Raw genomic sequence first — 18,141 nt, forward strand, 5'->3', positions numbered from 1 at the left:
TTCAGCCGATTTTGTGCAGGCCGCGCTGAAAGCGGCGCGCGTTGTCGATGTAGTGCTGGGCGCTCTGGCACAGGCCCTCGATCTGCTCGGGCGTGAGTTCGCGCACGGCCTTGGCCGGGCTGCCGATGATCATGGAACCATCGGGAAACTCCTTGCCCTCGGTCACCAGGGCGCCCGCGCCCACCAGGCAGTGCCTGCCAATCTTGGCGCCGTTGAGCACGATGGCCCCGATGCCGATCAGCGACTCGTCGCCGATGGTGCAGCCGTGCAGCATGACCTGGTGGCCCACCGTCACGCGCTCGCCGATGACCAGCGGCATGCCGATGTCGGCATGCAGCACGCTCGCGTCCTGGATATTCGAGCCCGCGCCGATGGTGATGCTTTCGGTGTCGCCACGCACCACCGTCCCAAACCAGACACTGGCATCCTCGCCAAGAACGACGTTTCCCATGACCTGGGCGCCTTCCGCCACCCAGGCCGAAGCCGCCAGCTGCGGCGCCACGCCGTCGAGTTCGTAAATCGCCATGCAAACACTCCAGAAAAATGAAGGCCGGAACCGGGCCTGCCAATGGTTACAAAGCGTGTGCAGTGTTCCGGGTGGCAGGGCCTAGAATTGTAAGGATGGAGCTTCGCCACCGTGCATTGCAGGTTTTGTGCCTTGCAGACCCTGAACAAAAAGCGGCCGCAGCGCTTGATCTGCAATCGCAAGCAGCTATTCTTTCCATAGCAGACAAAGCCCCTGAGGCCCCGCTGGATCCCGCGGCCCTGCCCGGCCGGCCGGAGCGGCCCCTGCTGCTGCGCCACACGCAGGTGGCCCGCCGCTCGCCCGCGACGGCCGAGGGGCGCGCAGTCCTCATCCATGCCATCGCGCACATCGAATTCAATGCCATCAACCTGGCGCTGGACGCGGTCTGGCGTTTCGACGGCATGCCCCGCGCCTACTACACCGACTGGATGCGCGTGGCGGGCGAGGAGGCACAGCATTTCCGCCTGCTGCGCGACCACCTTCGCGGCCAGGGGCACGACTACGGCGACTTCCCGGCCCACCAAGGCCTGTGGACGATGTGCGAGAAGACGCGGCACGACATCCTGGCGCGCATGGCGCTGGTGCCACGCACGCTGGAGGCGCGCGGCCTGGACGCCACGCCGCAGATCCAGGCCAAGCTGCGCCAGGTGGGCACGCCCGATGCGCTGGCCGCTGTGGAGATTCTCGACACCATCCTGCGCGAGGAGGTCGGCCACGTGGCCATCGGCAACCACTGGTACCGCTGGCTGTGCGAGCGCCGGGGCGTGGACCCTGAAACCCACTATGGCGCCCTGGTCAGGCAATACGAGGCCCCCCGCCTGAAGCCCCCGTTCAATGAAAAAGCGCGCCGCAGCGCCGGATTTACCGACGCCGAGCTGCGGTGGCTGCAACAGGTCTGATCCACCACCATGCGCCGACATGCGATGGCTCCTACAATCCGCGGCGCCTGCGGCCGCTGAAGCGGCAACACACTCACCCGAACCTCTGACCATGACTTCACTCTCCGCCCCTGGGGCCTCCCTCGCCCCGCCCCCCGGCACCCAGTCCTCGGTCGCGATGATCGCGCGGCAGGCCATCGTCAACGCGCAGCAGGTGGTGGTCGGCTACGAGCTGTTCAACCGCTCGCGCAGCGGCGCGGCGCACACGGCCGCCACCGACGTCATCCTGGTCTTCACCGCACTCTCGCACGCGGGCACCGAAGAGCTGGTGGGCAAGAAGCTCATCTTCGTCAACTGCACGCACGAGAGCCTCTCCGGCGGCCACCTCGAACTGGTGGACCCCGACAAGGTGGTGCTGGAGATTCCGCCCCTGGGCCACACCGCCGCCGAAGAGGTCGCCACGCGCATGCCCATTCTGGCCGAACTGCGCGAGCGCGGCTTCCACCTGGCGTTCAACCACACGGTGCTGCAGTCGGCCTATGCCCCCTGGCTGCCGCTGGCCGACTACATCAAGCTCGACCTGTCGGTGCTGGCGCCCGACCAGCTGGCCGTGCTCATCAGCTACGCAGGCCGCCACTGCCAGGCCGAGCTGATCGCCGAGAAGGTGGAAACCGCCCAGCAGTACGACATGGTGTCCAGCCAGGGCGTGCAGATGTTCCAGGGCTACTGGTTCGCGCGCCCAGCCCTGGTCGAGGCCAAGCTGCTCACGCCCTCGCAGGCGAGCATCATCGAGCTCATCAACCAGGTGCGCAAGCAGGCCAGCACGGACGACATCGAGGAAGTGCTCAAGAAGGACGCGGGCCTGGCCTTCAACCTGATGCGCCTGATCAACTCCGCGGGATTCGGCCTGTCGCGCGAGATCACCTCCTTCCGCCAGGCCGTGATGCTCATGGGCCTCAAGAAACTGTTCCGCTGGGCGGCGCTGCTGCTCACCGCGTCGCGCACCAGTGGCACCCCCTCCTCCGTCGGCCAGACCGCCGTGGTGCGCGGCCGCCTGATGGAGCTGCTGGCCCTGGAAACCCTGCCCCCCGAGGAAGCCGACCAGGCCTTCGTGGTGGGCATCTTCTCGCTGCTCGACGTGATGCTGTCCATGCCCATGGAATCCGCGCTGGGGCTGCTCAACGTGCCCGAGCCCGTGGCGGCGGCGCTGCTGCGGCGCGAAGGCTTCCTCGGAGACCTGCTCACGCTGGCCGAAGCCTGCGAATCCAGCGACGACGTGGTATTCGACCGCACGGCCGGCTTGCTGCACCTCACCAGCCAGCAGATCAACTTCGCGCACCTGCAGGCCCTGGCCTGGGCGGACCAGCTTGCGGACTGAGCCCCGGTTGCGCGTCCCACGCCCCCGCCGCGCGGCCTGCGGGGCCGCACGGGGCACGCTGGCCGCAGCCGCCTTGGCCGCCATCTAAATCCGCGCGGCCAGTTCGCGAAGTGGCATGCCGGTCTAGAATCAGTGCAGACCCCAGCCCTTCACCACAGCGGACCCCATGTCGAGCACACCTGAACAAGACGCCCCGCAAGCTGATTCCCCCGCGGTTGAACCCGTGGATGAGAACATTGCCATCATTGCGCGACAGGCCATCGTGGACGAATCCCGCGCCGTCTATGGCTACGAGCTGTTCGACCGGTCCACGGCCTCGGACTCCCACACGGCGGCCAGCGATGCCGCGCTGCTCTTCAACGCCCTGTCGTACGCCGGCACCGAAGCCCTGGTCGGCAAGAAGACGGTGTTCATCAACTGCACCCACGACAGCCTTTCCGGCGGCCACCTGGAACTGATCCACCCCGAAAAGGTGGTGCTGGAAGTACCGCCGCTGCACGACACGGCCACCCCCGAGGAAATCGAAGGCCGGGTGCCCACCCTGGAGGCCCTGCGCACCCGCGGCTTTCGGCTGGCCTTCGACCAGCAGGCGCTGCGCCGCGCCTACACCAGCTGGCTGCCGCTGGCCGCTTTCATCAAGCTGGACATGATGGCCTTCAAGCCCGAACTGGCGGGGCCGCTGGTCAAGTTTTCCACCACCCACAGCAAGGCCACGCTGGTGGCCGAAAAAGTGGAGACCGCCGAACAGTACGAACTGATGCGGGGCCTGGGCGTCAAGCTGTTCCAGGGCTTCTGGTTCGCCCAGCCGTCGCTCGTGAAGGCCACGACGATCCGCCCTTCGCAGGCCACCATCATCCAGCTCCTCAACCTGGTGCGCAAGCAGGCCACCACCGCCGAGATCGAGGACCTGCTCAAGAAGGACCCCACGCTGTCCTTCAACCTGCTGCGCTTCATCAACTCCTCGGGCTTCGGGCTCTCGTGCGAGATCACCTCGTTCCGCCACGCGGTGATGATCCTCGGCCTCAAGAAGCTGTTCCGCTGGGCGGCCCTCCTGATGACCACCTCACGCGCGGGCGGCGTGCCGCCGGCGGTGGGCCAGACCGCCGTGGTGCGCGGCCGCCTGATGGAGCTGCTGGCCGCCGAACTGCTGCCGCCCGAGGAATGCGACAACGCCTTCGTGGTGGGCGTGTTCTCCCTGCTCGACACCATGCTGGGCGTGCCGCTCGATAAGGCGCTGGAATCCGTGGCCCTGCCCGAACCGGTGATGGACGCGCTGCTGCGCGGCAGCGGCGTGTTCGCGCCCTTCCTGGAGCTGACCAAGGCCTGCGAGAGCGGCGATGAGGTGGCCTTTGCCAAGGCGGCCGACGCGCTGCACCTGTCCAACCGCCAGGTCAACTGGGCCCACCTGCAGGCCCTGACCTGGGCCGAGAGCCTCAACGAAGACTGAGGCACGCCGTCGCGGGGCCCCTTGGCCCGGCATTCGCACACCCGGGCCCTGGTCATCCAGGGCCCGCTGCGTTGTCATGCCGGTCAATTGTGTCCCCGGATGCCCGCCATGCGGAGGGTGCGCGCGTTGCCGGCGGCATCCAGCTTGCGGCGGATGTCCCCCAGGACCAGGATGGCGGAAGGCGCCTGCGCGGGGACTGGATGCCAACCGGCGACGGCAGATCGGGCCGTGCAGGCGCCCCCACCGCCAGCGGCTGGAGCCTGCCCGCCTTGCCTTCAGGTGCTGAAAAGACCGCGCCCTCGGGCGGCAGGAGAATCCATCAATCGAGTTCGAGCTTGCGCTCGCGGATGAGCTTGGCCCATTTCTCGTTCTCGCCCTTCACGAAGCTGAAGAACTCCACAGGGCCCAGCGAATGCACTTCGGACCCCGTGGACGCGAACTTGGCTTTCACGTCGGCCTGCGCCAGCACCTTCGCCAGTTCGGCGGCCAGCCTGTCCACGGTGTCCCTGGGCATGCCGGCCGGCCCCACCAGGCCCTGGAAGCCCACGGACTCCATCGCCGCGAAGCCCAGCTCACCGACCGTGGGCACATCGAGCAGCTGTGGATCGCGCCGGGGGCCGGTCACGGCCAGCGCCTTGAGCTTGCCGCCCTTGATCTGGGGCAGCAGCACCGTACCCGCGTCGATGAGCAGTTGCGTCTGGCCGCCGATCAGATCCTGCACCGCAGGCGCACTGCCCTTGTATGGCACGTGCGTCACGTCCAGCCCGGTGGCCTGGTTCATGAGCTCGCCATTGAGGTGGGTGGACGTGCCCGCGCCGCCCGAGGCGAAGTTCACCTTGCCGGCGTTGGCCTTGGCCCAGGCCACCCATTCCTTGAGGTCCTTGGCCGGGTGGTCCAGCCGGGTCACCGCGATGTAGCTGCCCTGGCTGATCTGGCCGATGTAGCTGAACTGCTTGAGCGGGTCATAGGGCATCTTGCGCTGCAGGTAGGGCGCGATGGCGAAAGGGCCGGTATTGGCCAGCAGGATGGTGTAGCCGTCCGGCGCCGCGCGCGTGAGCTCCGTGGCGGCCAGCATGCCGCCCGCGCCCGGCTTGTAGTCCACCACGATCTGCTGCTTGAGCGCTTCCTGCAGCGGCACCTGCACGGTGCGCGCGGCAAAGTCGATGCCGCCCCCTGGCGGGTAGCCCACGATGAGCCGGATGGGCTTGGCCGCGGGCCAGGCCTGCGCCATGGACAGGGTGGCGGCGCCCAGCAGCAGCGCGCCGGCAATCATTTTTTTCATGCATGTCTCCTGGTTGGTATCGAGGTGGTCGGTCACGCGGCCTGTCTGCCTGCTGCGCTAGCCGCGTGGATGGTGCTGCGCGTGCAACGACTTGAGCCGCTCCCGCGCCACGTGGGTGTAGATGGTGGTCGTGGAAATGTCCGCATGCCCCAGCAGCAGCTGCACCACGCGCAGGTCGGCGCCATGGTTGAGCAGGTGCGTGGCGAACGCGTGCCGCAGCGTGTGCGGCGAGAGCGGCGCGGTGATGCCGGCGACGGCCGCCCACTTCTTGACGATGACCCAGAACATCACGCGGGTCATGCCGCTGCCGCGCTGGGTCACGAACAGGTCGTCGGTCTGCTGGCCCGCAAGGATCTCGCCCCGCGATTCCCGCAGGTAGCGTTCCAGCCACTGCCGCGCCTCTTCGCCAAACGGCACCAGCCGCTCCTTGCTGCCCTTGCCCATCACCCGCAGCACGCCTTCGTTCAGGCCCAGCTGGAAGGTCTTGAGCGTGACCAGTTCGGTCACGCGCAGGCCGCTGGCGTACATCAGCTCCAGCATGGTGCGGTCGCGCAGTCCCAGGGGGTTGCCCAGGTCCGGCGCCGCGAGCAGGGCCTCCACCTGCGCCTGCGACAAGGTCTTGGGCACGCGCAGGGGCTGGCGCGCGGCGGTGAGCCGCACCGTGGGGTCGGCGGCGATCCGCCGCTCGCGCAGCGCCCAGTGAAAGTAGCGCCTGAGCACGGTGAGGCGCCGGTTGGCCGACGTGGCGCGGGTCTCGGCGTGGCGCGCCGCGAAGTAGCCCTGCAGGTGGTGTTCGGCCGTGCCGTCCAGCGCCAGGGCGGGTTGCTGCGCGGCCAGCCACTGCGCGTATAGCGTCAGGTCGCGGCGGTAGGCCGCCAGCGTGTTGCGCGAAAGGCCGTCCTCCAGCCACAGGGCATCCACAAAGGCATCGATCGCGTTCAGGCTGGGGGCAAGCATCCAAAAACGATAGCACGTAAAAAAGCCGCCCGGGCGCGGGCGGCTTCTGGAGTGCGCACGGAATTATTCGAGCGCCAGTTTCTGCTTGACCACCACGTCCTTGTACACGGCGAATTCCGCCTTGATCTGCTCGGCGAACTGCTCGGGCGTGTTGCCCAGCACGATGGAGCCGGTGTCTTCGATGCGCTTCTTCACGGCCGGATCTTCCAGCGCCTTGCGCACGGCGGCGTTGACCTTGTCCACCACCTCCTTGGACAGGCCCTTGGGGCCCACGATGCCGTAGTACGCCATGCGGTTCACGGGCTCCAGGCCCATTTCCTTGAACGTGGGCACGTTGGGCAGGGCGGCAACGCGCTGCGGCGCGGCGACCACGATGGGCACCAGGCGGTTTTCCTTGATGAAGGGCAGCGCCGAGGGCAGGTTGTCGAAAATCATGGGCACCTGGCCGGCCACGGTGTCATTCAGGGCGGGGCCCGCGCCACGGTAGGGGATGTGCGTCACGAAGGTGCCCGAGAGGTTCTTGTACAGCTCCATCTGCAGGTGGCCGATGCCGCCCGTGCCGGACGAGGAGTACGAATACTTGCCGGGCGACTTCTTGATCTCGGCCACGAACGCCTTGTAGTCCTTGGCGGGGAAGCTGGGGTGCACCGCAATGATGTTGGGCGTGGCCGCGATGTTGATGATGGGCGTGAAGTCCGTCAGCGGGTTGTACGGCGTCTTGGGATTGATGGCGGGATTGGCCGCCGTGGTGGACACGGTGGCCACGCCCAGCGTGTAGCCATCCGGCGCCGAACGGGCGGTTTCGGCCGCGCCCACGATGCCGCCGCCACCGGCCTTGTTTTCCACGATCACGGATTGGCCCAGGGCCTTGCCCAGCGGGTCGGCGATCACGCGCGCAATGATGTCGGTGGTACCGCCGGGCGCGAAGGGCACCTGCAGCTTGATGACCTTGTTGGGGTAGCCCTGGGCGGCAGCGGACCCTGCGGCGGCAGCCAGTACGGTCAGCGCGAGCCATTGACGACGATGCATTGAGTTCTCCTTCATGGGTGACAGACAGCCTGGATGGTATGCGCAACCGGTGTCCTGGCAGCCTGCGGATTCCACATAAGGGCTAACCCGCAGAACACGACACGGATCAAGTATTCTCCGTGCGTGAATTACGCCCAGCTCCTGCTTCCCGACTTCTCCCTCATCCTGTGCGGCTACCTCATCTGCCGCTACACCGCCCTGAACCGCTCGGTATGGCAGCCGGTGGAGAGCCTGGTGTACTACCTGCTGTTCCCCGTGCTGCTGTTCCAGTCCATCGTCAAGAGCCCCGTGGACATCGGCGCCGCATCGGGGCTGATCGCCGCCGGGCTGATCTCCGGCCTGATCGGGATCGCGCTGGCCTACAGCCTGCCGCACTGGCCCTGGCTGGGCCGGCGCATCGACGCGCGCGACCATGCCGCCAGTGCCCAGGTCGCGTTCCGCTTCAACTCGTTCATTGGCCTGGCCATTGCCGAGCGCCTGGCGGGCTCCGAGGGCCTGCTCATGATCGCCGTGCTGATCGGCGTGTGCGTGCCGCTGTTCAACGTGGCGGCCGTGTGGCCGATGGCGCGGCACGGCCAGCACAGCTTCGCGCGGGAGCTGGTGCGCAACCCGCTGATCGTCGCCACGGTATCGGGGCTGGTGGCCAACCTGCTGGGCTTCAGGATTCCCGACTGGGCCGCGCCCACGGTGGGCCGCATCAGCGCGGCATCGCTGGCGCTGGGGCTGATGGCCGCGGGCGCGGGCCTGCAGTTTGGCCTGCTCACGCGCGGCAAGGCGCTGAGCGTGGCGGTGCTGTCCATCCGGCACCTGCTGCAGCCGCTGCTCGCGTTCGGCATGGCGCGCCTCTTTGGGCTGAACCCGGTGCAGACCACCATGCTGCTCGCCTTCTCCGCGCTGCCCACCGCCTCCACCTGCTATGTGCTGGCGGCGCGCATGGGCTACAACGGACCGTACGTGGCGGGGCTGGTCACGCTATCGACCCTGCTGGGCATGGTCAGCCTGCCGTTTGCCCTGGGATTTCTGCGATGACCGATCCACACCCTGCCCTGCGTTCCGCCGCCCTGGTCCAAGCACGCCGCCGCGCGTTGATGGCGGGCGTGGCGGCCGTGGCGCTTGTGCCGCTGGCGGGCTGCGGGCGCAAGGCCCCGCGCGCGCAGGCGGTGCCCACCGGCGCCACGGTGCTGGCGCTGGGTGATTCGCTGACCTCCGGCGTGGGCGCATCGGCCGACACCGCCTACCCTGCCGTGCTGGCGCGCCTGACGGGCTGGAAAGTGGTCAACGCCGGCGTGTCGGGCGACACCTCGGCCCAGGGGCTCGAACGCCTGCCGGCGCTGCTGCAATCGCACCAGCCCGCGCTGGTGATCGTGGGCATCGGCGGCAACGACTTTCTGCGCCGCCAGAGCGCCAGCGCCACCCGCGCCAACATCCGCCAGATCTGCGCCGACGCGCAGTCCACTGGCGCCCAGGTGCTGCTGGTGGCCGTGCCCGAGCTGTCTCTCTTGGCGGCCTCCACCGGCCGGCTGGGCGATCACGCGCTGTACGAAGAAGTGGCGACCGAGCTGAAGATTCCACTGCACAGCAAAGGCTGGTCCGGCGTGCTGTCCGACGCCCGCCTGCGGTCCGACCAGATCCACGCCAATGCGGCCGGCTACGAGCGGTTTGCGCAAGGGCTGGTGGAAACGCTCAGGGACGCCGGGCTGCTGGCGCGGTAAAGCCACACAGAGCCTCGGCCTGAATACTCATTTTTTGATAGCTGCCAGCGATTACCCATCAAGCGCTAGAGCCCACTTTCATTCAAAATCCAGCGCCCAGGCCACATGTTCGCGCACGAGTTCACTGGGCTCCTGGGCACGGGACTGCAGCGCCGCACGCACCGCGCCATCGCCCGTGGCCCGCAGCGCATTGCCCAGCGCCACGGCCACGTTGCGCAGCCAGCGCTCGTGGCCAATGCGGCGGATGGGGCCGCCCTCGGTCATGCGCAGGAAGGTGGCCTCGTCCCATGCGAACAGGTGCGCCAGCTGCTGGCCCGCGAGGCCCTTGCGCTCGTCGAAGTCGGGCAGCCGGCTGGCCTGCGCGAACTTGTTCCAGGGGCAGATGAGCTGGCAGTCGTCGCAGCCGTAGATGCGGTTGCCCATGAGCGGCCGCAGTTCCAGCGGGATGGGCCCCGCGTGCTCGATGGTCAGGTACGAGATGCAGCGCCGCGCATCGAGCCGGTGCGGCGCGATGATGGCCTGCGTGGGGCAGATGTCGATGCAGGCGCTGCAGCTGCCGCAGTGCGCGGTGACCGGGGCGCTTTCAGGCAACGCCATGTCCACGTAGATCTCGCCCAGGAAGAACATCGAGCCGGCCTCGCGGTTGAGCACCAGGGTGTGCTTGCCGCGCCAGCCCTGGCCGCTGCGCGAGGCCAGCTCGGCCTCCAGCACCGGCGCGGAATCGGTGAATACGCGGTGGCCGAAGGGGCCGATGGCCTCGGCGATGCGGTCGCTGAGTTTTTGCAGGCGGGCGCGCAGCACCTTGTGGTAGTCGCGCCCCCGGGCATAGACCGAGACGATCCCTTCCTGCGGGCGGGCCAGGCGCCCCAGTTCGAAAGCCTGCCAGCCGCCGGACGCACCCGTGCCCGTATCGCGCGGCAAATAATCCATGCGTGCCGTGATCACGCTCACGGTGCCGGGCACCAGTTCGGCCGGGCGCGCGCGCCTCATGCCGTGCGATGCCATGTAATGCATGTCACCATGGAAGCCCTGCGCCAGCCAGGCCGAAAGGCCGGGCTCTGCGGCGGACAAGTCCACCCCCGCCACGCCGATTTGGGAAAATCCCAGTTCGCGGGCCCACTCCTGCATTTGAGGAACGAGTTGACTGTTGCACCACATACCGGCCAGATTGTAGGAAGCGGCACGGCCGCCCCGGCCGAACCCGCCCACCCCTTCACCTGGCACAGCGAGGATGACACCGCCGCCTTCGCGCAGCGCCTGGCCGCGCAGCCGGGGCTGTCCAACGCCTTCGTCACGCTGCACGGCGACCTGGGCGCGGGCAAGACCACGCTGGTGCGCCACCTGCTGCGCGCCCTGGGCGTGCAGAGCCGGATCAAGAGCCCCACCTACGCCGTGGTGGAGCCACACGAGGCCCCGGGCCTGGCGATCTGGCACTTTGATTTCTATCGCTTCGACGATCCGCGCGAATGGGAGGACGCGGGCTTCAGGGACATTTTTGCCAACCCGGGGCTCAAGGTGGCAGAATGGCCGGAAAAGGCTGCAGCGCTTACGCCGCCTGCGGACCTTGCTATACACATTGAAGCAATTGACGACACCGAAAGGAAGATCACGGTGCACGCCCAAACCGCCAACGGCCGCCACATGCTGCAAGGGCTGCTGAACCCATGAGCCGCCCATCGGCCGCACCGACCCCGGCCTGCCCCCGCGCGCCCCGCACGGGAGGCCCGCGATGAGCCCCGGCAGCGCCAGCGGCACGCCCCCGGCCGCAGCCCGGGGCGTGGCTTCGCGCCGGGCCGTGCTGCAGGCGGGCAGCCTCGTGCTGCTGCTGGGCACGCAGCAGATCGCGCGCGGTGCCACCATCCTGGCCGTGCGCGTCTGGCCCGCGCCCGAATACTCGCGCGTGACCATCGAGTCCGACGGCGCGCTGGTGGCCAAGCAGTTCTTCGTGACCACGCCGCCGCGCCTGGCGGTGGACATCGAGGGCATCGACCTCAGCCCCGAGCTGCGCGAACTGGTCGCCAAGGTCAAGCCGGACGACCCCAACATCGCGGGCATCCGCGTGGGGCAGAACGCGCCCGGGGTGGTGCGCCTGGTGGTGGACCTCAAGCAGCCCGCCATGCCGCAGGTGTTCACGCTGCCCCCCGTGGCGGCGTACCGGCACCGCCTGGTGTTCGACCTTTACCCCGCCGCGCCGGTGGACCCGCTGGAGGCCCTCATCGCGGAGCGCCTGCGCGATGCCCCCGTGACCACGGCCGCCGCCACCCCCAAAGCGCCCACGCCGCCCGCCGAGCACGACCCGCTCGGCGACCTCATCGCGCAGCGCACCACCCGCCCCGTCCCGGCAGAGCACCCGCCCGTGGCGGCGCCCCCGGTGGCGGCCACCCCGGCCGAAACCACGCGCCTGCCGGGCAACCGGGCCACGTCCACGCACACCGACCGCATCATCATCGTCGCGCTCGACCCCGGCCACGGCGGCGAGGACCCGGGCGCCATCGGCCCCTCGGGCACGCGCGAGAAGGACGTGGTGCTGCGCGTGGCCCACCTGCTGCGCGACCGCATCAACGCCACCACCGTGGGTGGCAATCCCATGCGCGCCTTCCTCACGCGCGACGGCGACTACTTCGTGCCCCTGGGCACGCGCGTGCAGAAGGCCCGGCGCGTGCAGGCCGACCTGTTCGTGAGCATCCACGCCGATGCCTTCACCACGCCGGCCGCGCGCGGCGCCAGCGTGTTCGCGCTGAGCCAGGGCGGCGCCTCCAGCACCGCCGCGCGCTGGCTGGCCAACAAGGAGAACCAGGCCGACCTGGTGGGGGGCATCAACGTGCAGTCCAAGGACCAGCACGTGCAGCGCGCGCTGCTCGACATGAGCACCACCGCGCAGATCAACGACAGCCTCAAGCTCGGCTCCGTGCTGCTGGGCGAGATCGGCGGCATGGCCAAGCTGCACAAGCCGCGCGTGGAGCAGGCGGGCTTCGCGGTGCTCAAGGCCCCCGACATCCCCAGCGTGCTGGTGGAAACCGCCTTCATCAGCAACCCCGACGAGGAAAAGCGCCTGCGCAGCAGCGCCTACCAGGAGCAGCTGGCCGACGCGCTGATGCGCGGCATCACGCGCTACTTCGCCAAGAATCCGCCACTGGCGCGCAGCCGTTCCGTCTAGCCTTGCGCGGACCGCCAAGTGCAGGCAAAGTAGCCTTCATCACCCACGCCCCGGCGTGCAGGCATGTGCTTCCTGCACACCGGCACGCACCGGGGAGGACGGAAGGAGAAACGCCATGGCACTGCCCCACGCCCAATCCGGCCAGATCGTCAGCGTGCGCCCCCTGGGCGACCGCCTGCCCGAGGCCATCACCACCGCCATCCTGAAGGCCGGCCAGCTCGAAGTCATGCGCGTCGTGCTCCCCGTGGGCAAATCCATGAAGGAACACCAGACCCCCGGCGAGGCCACGGTGCAGTGCATCGAGGGCGTGGTCGAGTTCGTCAGCGAGGACGGCATCCAGCAGCTGCATCCCGGCGACTTCGTGCACTTGGCGCCGCGCGCGCTGCATTCGCTCAAGGCGGTGGAGCACGCGTCCCTGCTGGTCACCCTGTGCCTGCTGGCGGGTGCGCGCTGAGTTTTTTTCAGCTCCCTGTTTTGGCGTAGCCACTATTCATCGGGCCGTGCGCCACCGGCGACGAATGCAGCTGGCGCAGCCAGCGCGAGTGCGCCCCGCGCAAGGGCCGCCAGGCCGCGCATGCGGCGCTTCGCCTGCATGCGCTGGCAGCATCCCCCTCCCGGCTCGCACGGCGAGGCGAGAGAGGGGCTGAGGGCTGAGGGCCGAGGCACGAATCGACTCAGAGGGGGTTCGCCTCACCGCTCCAGGCGGAACACGCTCACGACCTCCGCAAGCCGCGCCGCCTGGTGCTTGAGGCTGTCGGCGGCGGCGGCGCTCTGCTCCACCAGCGCGGCGTTCTGCTGCGTGACCTGGTCGAGCTGCGTCACCGCCTCGCCGACCTGGCTGATGCCGATGGTCTGCTCGCCCGTGGCGCTGGAGATCTCGCCAATCAGGTCGCTCACCCGCTGGACCTGCGCGACGATGTCTTCCATGCTGTGGCCGGCATCCCCCACCAGCTGGGTGCCGTTTTCCACCTTCTGCACGCTGTCGCTGATGAGCGCCTTGATCTCCTTGGCCGCGGAGGCCGAGCGCTGCGCCAGGCTGCGCACCTCGCTGGCCACCACGGCGAAGCCACGCCCCTGCTCGCCCGCGCGCGCCGCCTCCACCGCCGCGTTGAGCGCCAGGATGTTGGTCTGGAACGCGATGCCGTCGATCACCGCGATGATGTCGGTGATCTTGCGCGACGCGGCCGAGATGTCCTGCATGGTAGCCACCACCTGGCCCACCACCTCGCCCCCCTTCACCGCCGCGGCCGATGCCGCGCCCGCCAGCACGGCGGCGCGCTGCGCGGTGTCGGAGTTGTTCTTCACGGTGCTGGTGATCTGCTCCATGGACGCGGCTGTCTGCTCGAGGTTGCTGGCCTGCTCCTCGGTGCGCTGGCTCAGGTCGGCATTGCCCGAGGCGATCTCGCTGGAGCCGGTGGCGATGGAGTCGCTGCTGTGGCGCACGTCGCCCACGATGCGCACCAGCGATGCCTGCATGGTTTCCATGGCCTGCATCATCTGCGCCACCTCGCCGCGCCCCTGCGCGTGGATGGGCCGTGACAGGTCGCCCTCGCCGATGCGCCGGGCCACCGCGGCCACCTCGCCCAGCGAGCGGCGGATGCGCCGCACCACCACCCAGGACAGCAGCACCAGCAGCGCCAGCCCCGCGATGCCCGCCGCCAGCACGGCGGCGCGGTAGGAGCCGATCAGGCCCGCGGCCTCGGCGGCCTGGTCGGCCGACCGCTGGATCTGGTATTCCACCATCTTGTCCGCGACCGCGTTGTACTGGTTGACCACCGGCACGAAGGTGGACATGGCAAACGACTTGGCCTGTGCCATGTCGCCTGCCTTCTTGAGCGCCAGGGCCTTGTCGCGCGTGGCGAGGTACGGCGTGCGCACCGCCGCCAGCTCCTCCTGGATGCGCAGGCCTTCGGGGCTGGTTTCCAGCTCGCTGTAGCGCTTTTGAACCTTGGACGTGTCGGCCGTGGTGGCGGCGATCAGGTCCTTGAAGAAGTTCTGCAGGTCGTCGCCTTCGGACTGCACCACCGAGAACACCCGCGTGGAGTTGACCGCGATGTTGCTGCGCCAGCGCAGGGCCAGCTGCAGGCGTTCGACCTGCTCATTGGCCAGGCCGTCCACCGTCCTGCCCAGGTGCTGCACGCGCACCAGGCTCAACGCCAGGATGAGCACGAGCGCCAGGACGGCCACCCCCACGATCAGGCCGATCTGTTGCGCCACCGTCAGCTGCGGGCCCGTGCGGGATGTTTGAGGGTCCATGGTGTCTGTCCTTATACGAATGGATTGCATTAGAAATGATCTGCTGCCGCCCGCCGGTTGGCAACCACCGACGATGCCACGTAAACCCGCCCCAGGGGGAACGTGATGCCCGCGCACCACGGGAACCGCCGGCACTTGGCAACGCGGCGGGCGTTTCCCATGAGGTCGCATGTCCTACAGCGGCATCCCACGGCTGCCTACGCGGGGGGCCCGCCGGGCGACGGATAGTGAAGCCACAGGTCCAGCCCGTCTGCAGCCGCAGCCGGACTCCCAGGCCTGATTCCATTCACAAAGGACTCTTGCCATGAAAATCCGTCACATCCTTCTTGCGACCACCTGTACCGCAGCCCTGGCACTGGGTGGTTGCGCTTCGAACCCCACCAGCGCACAGGTGGGCACCGGCGTGGGCGCCGTGGTCGGTGGTGTCGCCGGCAATGCCGTCTTCGGGGGCCCCGCAGGCACGATTGGCGGTGCCGCCGCCGGCGCCCTGATCGGCCATGAGATCGGCGAGGACCGCGATCAGCGCCGGCCTTATCGCCGCTGATCCCCCCGGCCGCCGGGCAACCTCCCCTGCGGCCGAACCGGGCTGCCGGTGAGTTCTGCATAAAAAAAGCTGCCAGCGCTTGTCACACAAGCGCTGGCAGCTTTTTTTTTCATAGCACCCGTTGATTCAAGGTCAAGGTGCGGTCCTGGCCTGCCGCCCGGCGCGCCAGGCACCAAAGATGGCGATCAGGCCGGGGATGAAGATCATGGCCCAGATGATCTTGTCCAGGTTCTCCTTGACCCAGGCAAAGTTGCCAAAGAAATACCCCGCCGAGCAGATGCCCAGGACCCACAGGAGCGCGCCCCCCACGTTGAACGCGGTGAACTTGGCGCGGCCCATCTCCGCCACACCCGCCACGAACGGCGCGAAGGTGCGGATGAAGGGCATGAAGCGCGCGATCACGATGGTGATGCCGCCATAGCGCTCGTAAAAGTCATGAGCCTGGTTGAACGCACGGCGGTTGAACCAGCGCGAGTTTTCCCACTGGAACACCTTGGGCCCGAAGTAGCGGCCCAGCGAGTAGTTGCACTGGTCGCCCAGGATGGCCGCCGCCAGCAGCACCGCGCAGGCCAGCGGAAAGCTCATCATCCCCGCGCCGCACAGCGCGCCCACGATGAACAGCAGCGAATCGCCCGGCAGGAACGGCATCACCACCAGCCCTGTCTCGACGAACACGATGGCGAACAGCAGGGCGTACACCCACATGCCGTAGGCCTGTACGAAGGCCTCCAGGTACTTGTCCACGTGCAGGATGAAGTCGATGAGAAAAGTGACAAGTTCCATGGAAGGGCGGGTCCGGACACCGGGCAGCAAAAAGGTGGGCGCATTATCCCCATCAGGCCCCGCCCCGGCCCGATACCCCTGCGCGGCCCCCGCCCTAAAATCCCACGGGTGAACGACACCACTCCCCTCCTCGCGGCGGCGCAGCCCGCCACCACCCCCATCGCCACGGCCCGGCGCCCCATCCGCGACCTGCCCGATGAGCTCATCAGCCAGATCGCCGCCGGCGAGGTGGTCGAGCGCCCCGCTTCCGTGGTGCGCGAACTGGTGGACAACGCGCTGGACGCGGGCGCCACGCAGATCACCGTGCGCCTGTCGGCTGGCGGCGTGCGCCTGATCACCGTGGAAGACGACGGCGGGGGCATTCCACACGCAGAATTGCCCGTGGCGCTGCGCCGCCATGCCACCAGCAAGATCACCAGCCTGAACGACCTGGAGACCGTGGCCACCATGGGCTTTCGGGGCGAGGCGCTGGCCGCCATTGCCTCCGTGTCGGAGATGGCCCTGCTCTCGCGCCCGGCGGCGCAACCCAATGCCTTCCTGCTGGACGCGCGCAGCGGCGAGCTGCGCCCGGCCGCGCGCAGCACCGGCACCACGGTGGAGGTGAAGGAGCTGTTCTTCTCCACCCCCGCGCGCCGCAAGTTCCTGAAGACCGACGCCACCGAACTCGCGCACTGCATCGAATCGGTGCGGCGCCACGCGCTCGCGCGGCCGGATGTGGGCTTTGCCATCTGGCACGAAGGCAAGCTGGTGGAGCAGTGGCGCGCCACCTTCGTGCCCGGACAGGGGGATGCCCAGGACGCGCTGGCCCGCCGCCTGTCCGACGTGCTGGGCGAGGACTTCGTCACGCAATCCGTGGCCGTGCAGCACCGCGTGGGCCCCGTCACCGTCACCGGCCGCGCGGGCCTGCCCGACGCCGCCCGCTCGCGCCCCGACCACCAGTACTGCTACGTGAACGGCCGCTTCGTGCGCGACAAGGTACTCACCCATGCCGCCCGCAGCGCGTACGAAGACGTGCTGCACGGCCACAAGCAGCCCATCTATGCGCTGTATGTCGAGATCGACCCGGCCCGCGTGGACGTGAACGTGCACCCCACCAAGATCGAGGTGCGCTTTCGGGACAGCCGCGAGGTGCACCAGGCCGTGCGCCATGCCGTGGAAAACGCGCTGGCCGCACCGCGCGCCGCCGCGCTCGCGGCCGTCGCTGCGGCTGCTGCGGGGGCAGCCGCGCCAGACGCGGGCGCCACGGCGCAGGGCCCCACCGAGGACTTCAGGCCCAATCAGCCTCCAGCCCTTCACTGGCAAGCGCAGTCAGCTATCAAATTTGAAGAGCGTGGCCACCACGTGGCCGACCTGCAGGCGCTGTGGGCCCCCAGGAGGGAGACCGGGCCCATGGGCCATGACGCGCCAGCCGCTGTGTTGCCCATTGCGACGCCATCGCAGCCCCTGCCGGGCACGGCCGATGCCTCGCACGGCAACGGCCCCGCGGCCGCCCCCGCCGGCGGCGCGGTGCCCGGCGCCCCTTCCGTGCCGCCAGCGGCCGCCCGCGGCCCCGCCGGCAGCGAGACCACCTGGCCCCTGGGCCGCGCGGTGGCCCAGCTGCATGGCGTGTACATCCTGGCCGAGAACGCCCAGGGCATGGTCATCGTGGACATGCACGCCGCCCACGAGCGCATCGTCTACGAGCGCCTCAAGGCCCAGGTGGATGGCGACGCCCGCATCGCCAGCCAGCCGCTGCTGATCCCGGCCACCTTCGCCGCCACGCCCGAGGAAGTGGCCACGGCCGAGGCATCCGCCGAGGTGCTGGCCATGCTGGGCATGGAAGTGGTGCCCTTCTCGCCCAAGACGCTGGCCGTGCGCGCCGTGCCCACCACCCTGGCCCAGGGCGACCCGGTGGAACTGGCCCGCAGCGTGCTGGCCGAACTGGCCGCGCACGACGCCACCACCGTGGTGCAGCGCGCACGCAACGAGATCCTGGGCACCATGGCCTGCCACGGCGCCGTGCGCGCCAACCGCAGGCTCACCATCGACGAGATGAACGCCCTGCTGCGGCAGATGGAAACCACGGACCGGTCGGACCAGTGCAACCACGGGCGGCCCACCTGGCGGCAGCTGAGCATGAAGGAACTGGACGCGCTGTTTCTGCGCGGGCGCTAGGTAAGCACATCGAGCAGCAGCCTTGGCGCTGCAGCCCC

General features: G+C 68.8%; 17 protein-coding genes. 10 read left to right on the forward strand and 7 right to left on the reverse strand.

From position 1 onward, the window contains the following. Position 1: 1 nt before the first annotated feature. Complete coding sequence (locus tag AC3RCE_RS17640) at positions 2 to 526, reverse strand: gamma carbonic anhydrase family protein (protein WP_492253593.1); 525 nt, start codon at positions 524 to 526, stop codon at positions 2 to 4. A 95-nt stretch (positions 527 to 621) separates the two neighbouring features. Between AC3RCE_RS17640 and AC3RCE_RS17645 the strand changes: the two genes are divergently transcribed. From AC3RCE_RS17645 to AC3RCE_RS17655, 3 genes are all read left to right on the forward strand, one after another. Then, positions 622 to 1,425 carry a ferritin-like domain-containing protein gene (locus AC3RCE_RS17645; protein WP_218295470.1) on the forward strand — a complete coding sequence of 268 codons (804 nt, stop codon included), beginning with the start codon at positions 622 to 624 and terminating at the stop codon, positions 1,423 to 1,425. Between the two features lie 91 nt (positions 1,426 to 1,516). Beyond that, entirely contained in the window at positions 1,517 to 2,782 is a 1,266-nt protein-coding gene (locus AC3RCE_RS17650; protein ID WP_218340185.1) for an EAL and HDOD domain-containing protein, read from the forward strand. Positions 2,783 to 2,948: 166 nt separating this feature from the next. Beyond that, entirely contained in the window at positions 2,949 to 4,229 is a 1,281-nt protein-coding gene (locus AC3RCE_RS17655; protein WP_218295472.1) for an EAL and HDOD domain-containing protein, read from the forward strand. Between the two features lie 319 nt (positions 4,230 to 4,548). On the opposite strand, the gene AC3RCE_RS17660 is transcribed toward AC3RCE_RS17655, so the two are convergent. From AC3RCE_RS17660 to AC3RCE_RS17670, 3 genes are all read right to left on the reverse strand, one after another. Beyond that, positions 4,549 to 5,511 (reverse strand): Bug family tripartite tricarboxylate transporter substrate binding protein, encoded by a 963-nt coding sequence (locus AC3RCE_RS17660; RefSeq protein WP_369642930.1) that lies wholly within the window; start codon positions 5,509 to 5,511, stop codon positions 4,549 to 4,551. Positions 5,512 to 5,568: 57 nt separating this feature from the next. Further along, positions 5,569 to 6,468: a site-specific tyrosine recombinase XerD gene (gene xerD / locus AC3RCE_RS17665; RefSeq protein WP_492253594.1), complete on the reverse strand. Its 900-nt coding sequence runs from the start codon at positions 6,466 to 6,468 to the stop codon at positions 5,569 to 5,571. 63 nt (positions 6,469 to 6,531) lie between these two features. Next, a complete protein-coding gene (locus AC3RCE_RS17670; protein ID WP_218295475.1) occupies positions 6,532 to 7,497 on the reverse strand; it encodes a tripartite tricarboxylate transporter substrate binding protein BugE in 966 nt (321 codons plus the stop codon). Positions 7,498 to 7,620: 123 nt separating this feature from the next. Between AC3RCE_RS17670 and AC3RCE_RS17675 the strand changes: the two genes are divergently transcribed. Next, the gene (locus AC3RCE_RS17675) at positions 7,621 to 8,526 is read left to right on the forward strand and encodes an AEC family transporter (RefSeq protein ID WP_218295476.1); all 906 of its coding nucleotides are present in this window, start codon (positions 7,621 to 7,623) and stop codon (positions 8,524 to 8,526) included. After that, positions 8,523 to 9,209, forward strand: coding sequence for a GDSL-type esterase/lipase family protein (locus AC3RCE_RS17680; protein WP_492253595.1), 687 nt, complete (start codon positions 8,523 to 8,525; stop codon positions 9,207 to 9,209). Before AC3RCE_RS17675 ends, AC3RCE_RS17680 begins: the two co-directional genes overlap by 4 nt. Before the next feature lie 78 nt (positions 9,210 to 9,287). Here AC3RCE_RS17680 and queG read toward each other — a convergent pair whose 3' ends face one another. Further along, entirely contained in the window at positions 9,288 to 10,337 is a 1,050-nt protein-coding gene (gene queG, locus AC3RCE_RS17685) for a tRNA epoxyqueuosine(34) reductase QueG (protein ID WP_492244081.1), read from the reverse strand. Positions 10,338 to 10,349: 12 nt separating this feature from the next. Here queG and tsaE point away from each other — a divergent pair, with 12 nt between their 5' ends. The 3 genes from tsaE to AC3RCE_RS17700 all read left to right on the forward strand — a co-directional run bounded on the left by tsaE (position 10,350) and on the right by AC3RCE_RS17700 (position 12,820). Beyond that, a complete protein-coding gene (gene tsaE, locus AC3RCE_RS17690; protein WP_492253596.1) occupies positions 10,350 to 10,877 on the forward strand; it encodes a tRNA (adenosine(37)-N6)-threonylcarbamoyltransferase complex ATPase subunit type 1 TsaE in 528 nt (175 codons plus the stop codon). A gap of 61 nt (positions 10,878 to 10,938) precedes the next feature. Beyond that, positions 10,939 to 12,366, forward strand: a complete 1,428-nt coding sequence (locus tag AC3RCE_RS17695; RefSeq protein ID WP_492253597.1) for an N-acetylmuramoyl-L-alanine amidase — start codon at positions 10,939 to 10,941, stop codon at positions 12,364 to 12,366. Between the two features lie 115 nt (positions 12,367 to 12,481). Continuing rightward, positions 12,482 to 12,820: a cupin domain-containing protein gene (locus tag AC3RCE_RS17700; protein ID WP_369642934.1), complete on the forward strand. Its 339-nt coding sequence runs from the start codon at positions 12,482 to 12,484 to the stop codon at positions 12,818 to 12,820. A 236-nt stretch (positions 12,821 to 13,056) separates the two neighbouring features. On the opposite strand, the gene AC3RCE_RS17705 is transcribed toward AC3RCE_RS17700, so the two are convergent. Further along, entirely contained in the window at positions 13,057 to 14,622 is a 1,566-nt protein-coding gene (locus AC3RCE_RS17705) for a methyl-accepting chemotaxis protein (RefSeq protein ID WP_218295482.1), read from the reverse strand. A gap of 304 nt (positions 14,623 to 14,926) precedes the next feature. Between AC3RCE_RS17705 and AC3RCE_RS17710 the strand changes: the two genes are divergently transcribed. Beyond that, a complete protein-coding gene (locus AC3RCE_RS17710) occupies positions 14,927 to 15,166 on the forward strand; it encodes a YMGG-like glycine zipper-containing protein (RefSeq protein WP_218295483.1) in 240 nt (79 codons plus the stop codon). Between the two features lie 132 nt (positions 15,167 to 15,298). Here the strand turns inward: AC3RCE_RS17710 and AC3RCE_RS17715 are convergent, their stop codons facing one another. Beyond that, entirely contained in the window at positions 15,299 to 15,949 is a 651-nt protein-coding gene (locus AC3RCE_RS17715; RefSeq protein ID WP_218295484.1) for a DedA family protein, read from the reverse strand. Positions 15,950 to 16,057: 108 nt separating this feature from the next. Between AC3RCE_RS17715 and mutL the strand changes: the two genes are divergently transcribed. Then, positions 16,058 to 18,103 (forward strand): DNA mismatch repair endonuclease MutL, encoded by a 2,046-nt coding sequence (mutL, locus tag AC3RCE_RS17720; RefSeq protein ID WP_492253598.1) that lies wholly within the window; start codon positions 16,058 to 16,060, stop codon positions 18,101 to 18,103. Positions 18,104 to 18,141: the final 38 nt, after the last annotated feature.

The organism is Acidovorax sp. GW823-FHT05D11 (assembly GCF_058795695.1).

Excerpts from the sequence above, each read along its gene's own strand:
- AC3RCE_RS17710 (WP_218295483.1), top strand. The coding sequence starts at position 14,927 with ATGAAAATCCGTCACATCCTTCTTGCGACCACCTGTACCGCAGCCCTG.
- AC3RCE_RS17640 (WP_492253593.1), bottom strand. The coding sequence starts at position 526 with ATGGCGATTTACGAACTCGACGGCGTGGCGCCGCAGCTGGCGGCTTCG.
- queG (WP_492244081.1), bottom strand. The coding sequence starts at position 10,337 with ATGCAGGAGTGGGCCCGCGAACTGGGATTTTCCCAAATCGGCGTGGCG.
- AC3RCE_RS17695 (WP_492253597.1), top strand. The coding sequence starts at position 10,939 with ATGAGCCCCGGCAGCGCCAGCGGCACGCCCCCGGCCGCAGCCCGGGGC.
- AC3RCE_RS17680 (WP_492253595.1), top strand. The coding sequence starts at position 8,523 with ATGACCGATCCACACCCTGCCCTGCGTTCCGCCGCCCTGGTCCAAGCA.
- AC3RCE_RS17655 (WP_218295472.1), top strand. The coding sequence starts at position 2,949 with ATGTCGAGCACACCTGAACAAGACGCCCCGCAAGCTGATTCCCCCGCG.
- AC3RCE_RS17645 (WP_218295470.1), top strand. The coding sequence starts at position 622 with ATGGAGCTTCGCCACCGTGCATTGCAGGTTTTGTGCCTTGCAGACCCT.
- xerD (WP_492253594.1), bottom strand. The coding sequence starts at position 6,468 with ATGCTTGCCCCCAGCCTGAACGCGATCGATGCCTTTGTGGATGCCCTG.
- AC3RCE_RS17705 (WP_218295482.1), bottom strand. The coding sequence starts at position 14,622 with ATGGACCCTCAAACATCCCGCACGGGCCCGCAGCTGACGGTGGCGCAA.
- AC3RCE_RS17715 (WP_218295484.1), bottom strand. The coding sequence starts at position 15,949 with ATGGAACTTGTCACTTTTCTCATCGACTTCATCCTGCACGTGGACAAG.
- AC3RCE_RS17700 (WP_369642934.1), top strand. The coding sequence starts at position 12,482 with ATGGCACTGCCCCACGCCCAATCCGGCCAGATCGTCAGCGTGCGCCCC.
- AC3RCE_RS17660 (WP_369642930.1), bottom strand. The coding sequence starts at position 5,511 with ATGAAAAAAATGATTGCCGGCGCGCTGCTGCTGGGCGCCGCCACCCTG.
- AC3RCE_RS17650 (WP_218340185.1), top strand. The coding sequence starts at position 1,517 with ATGACTTCACTCTCCGCCCCTGGGGCCTCCCTCGCCCCGCCCCCCGGC.
- AC3RCE_RS17670 (WP_218295475.1), bottom strand. The coding sequence starts at position 7,497 with ATGCATCGTCGTCAATGGCTCGCGCTGACCGTACTGGCTGCCGCCGCA.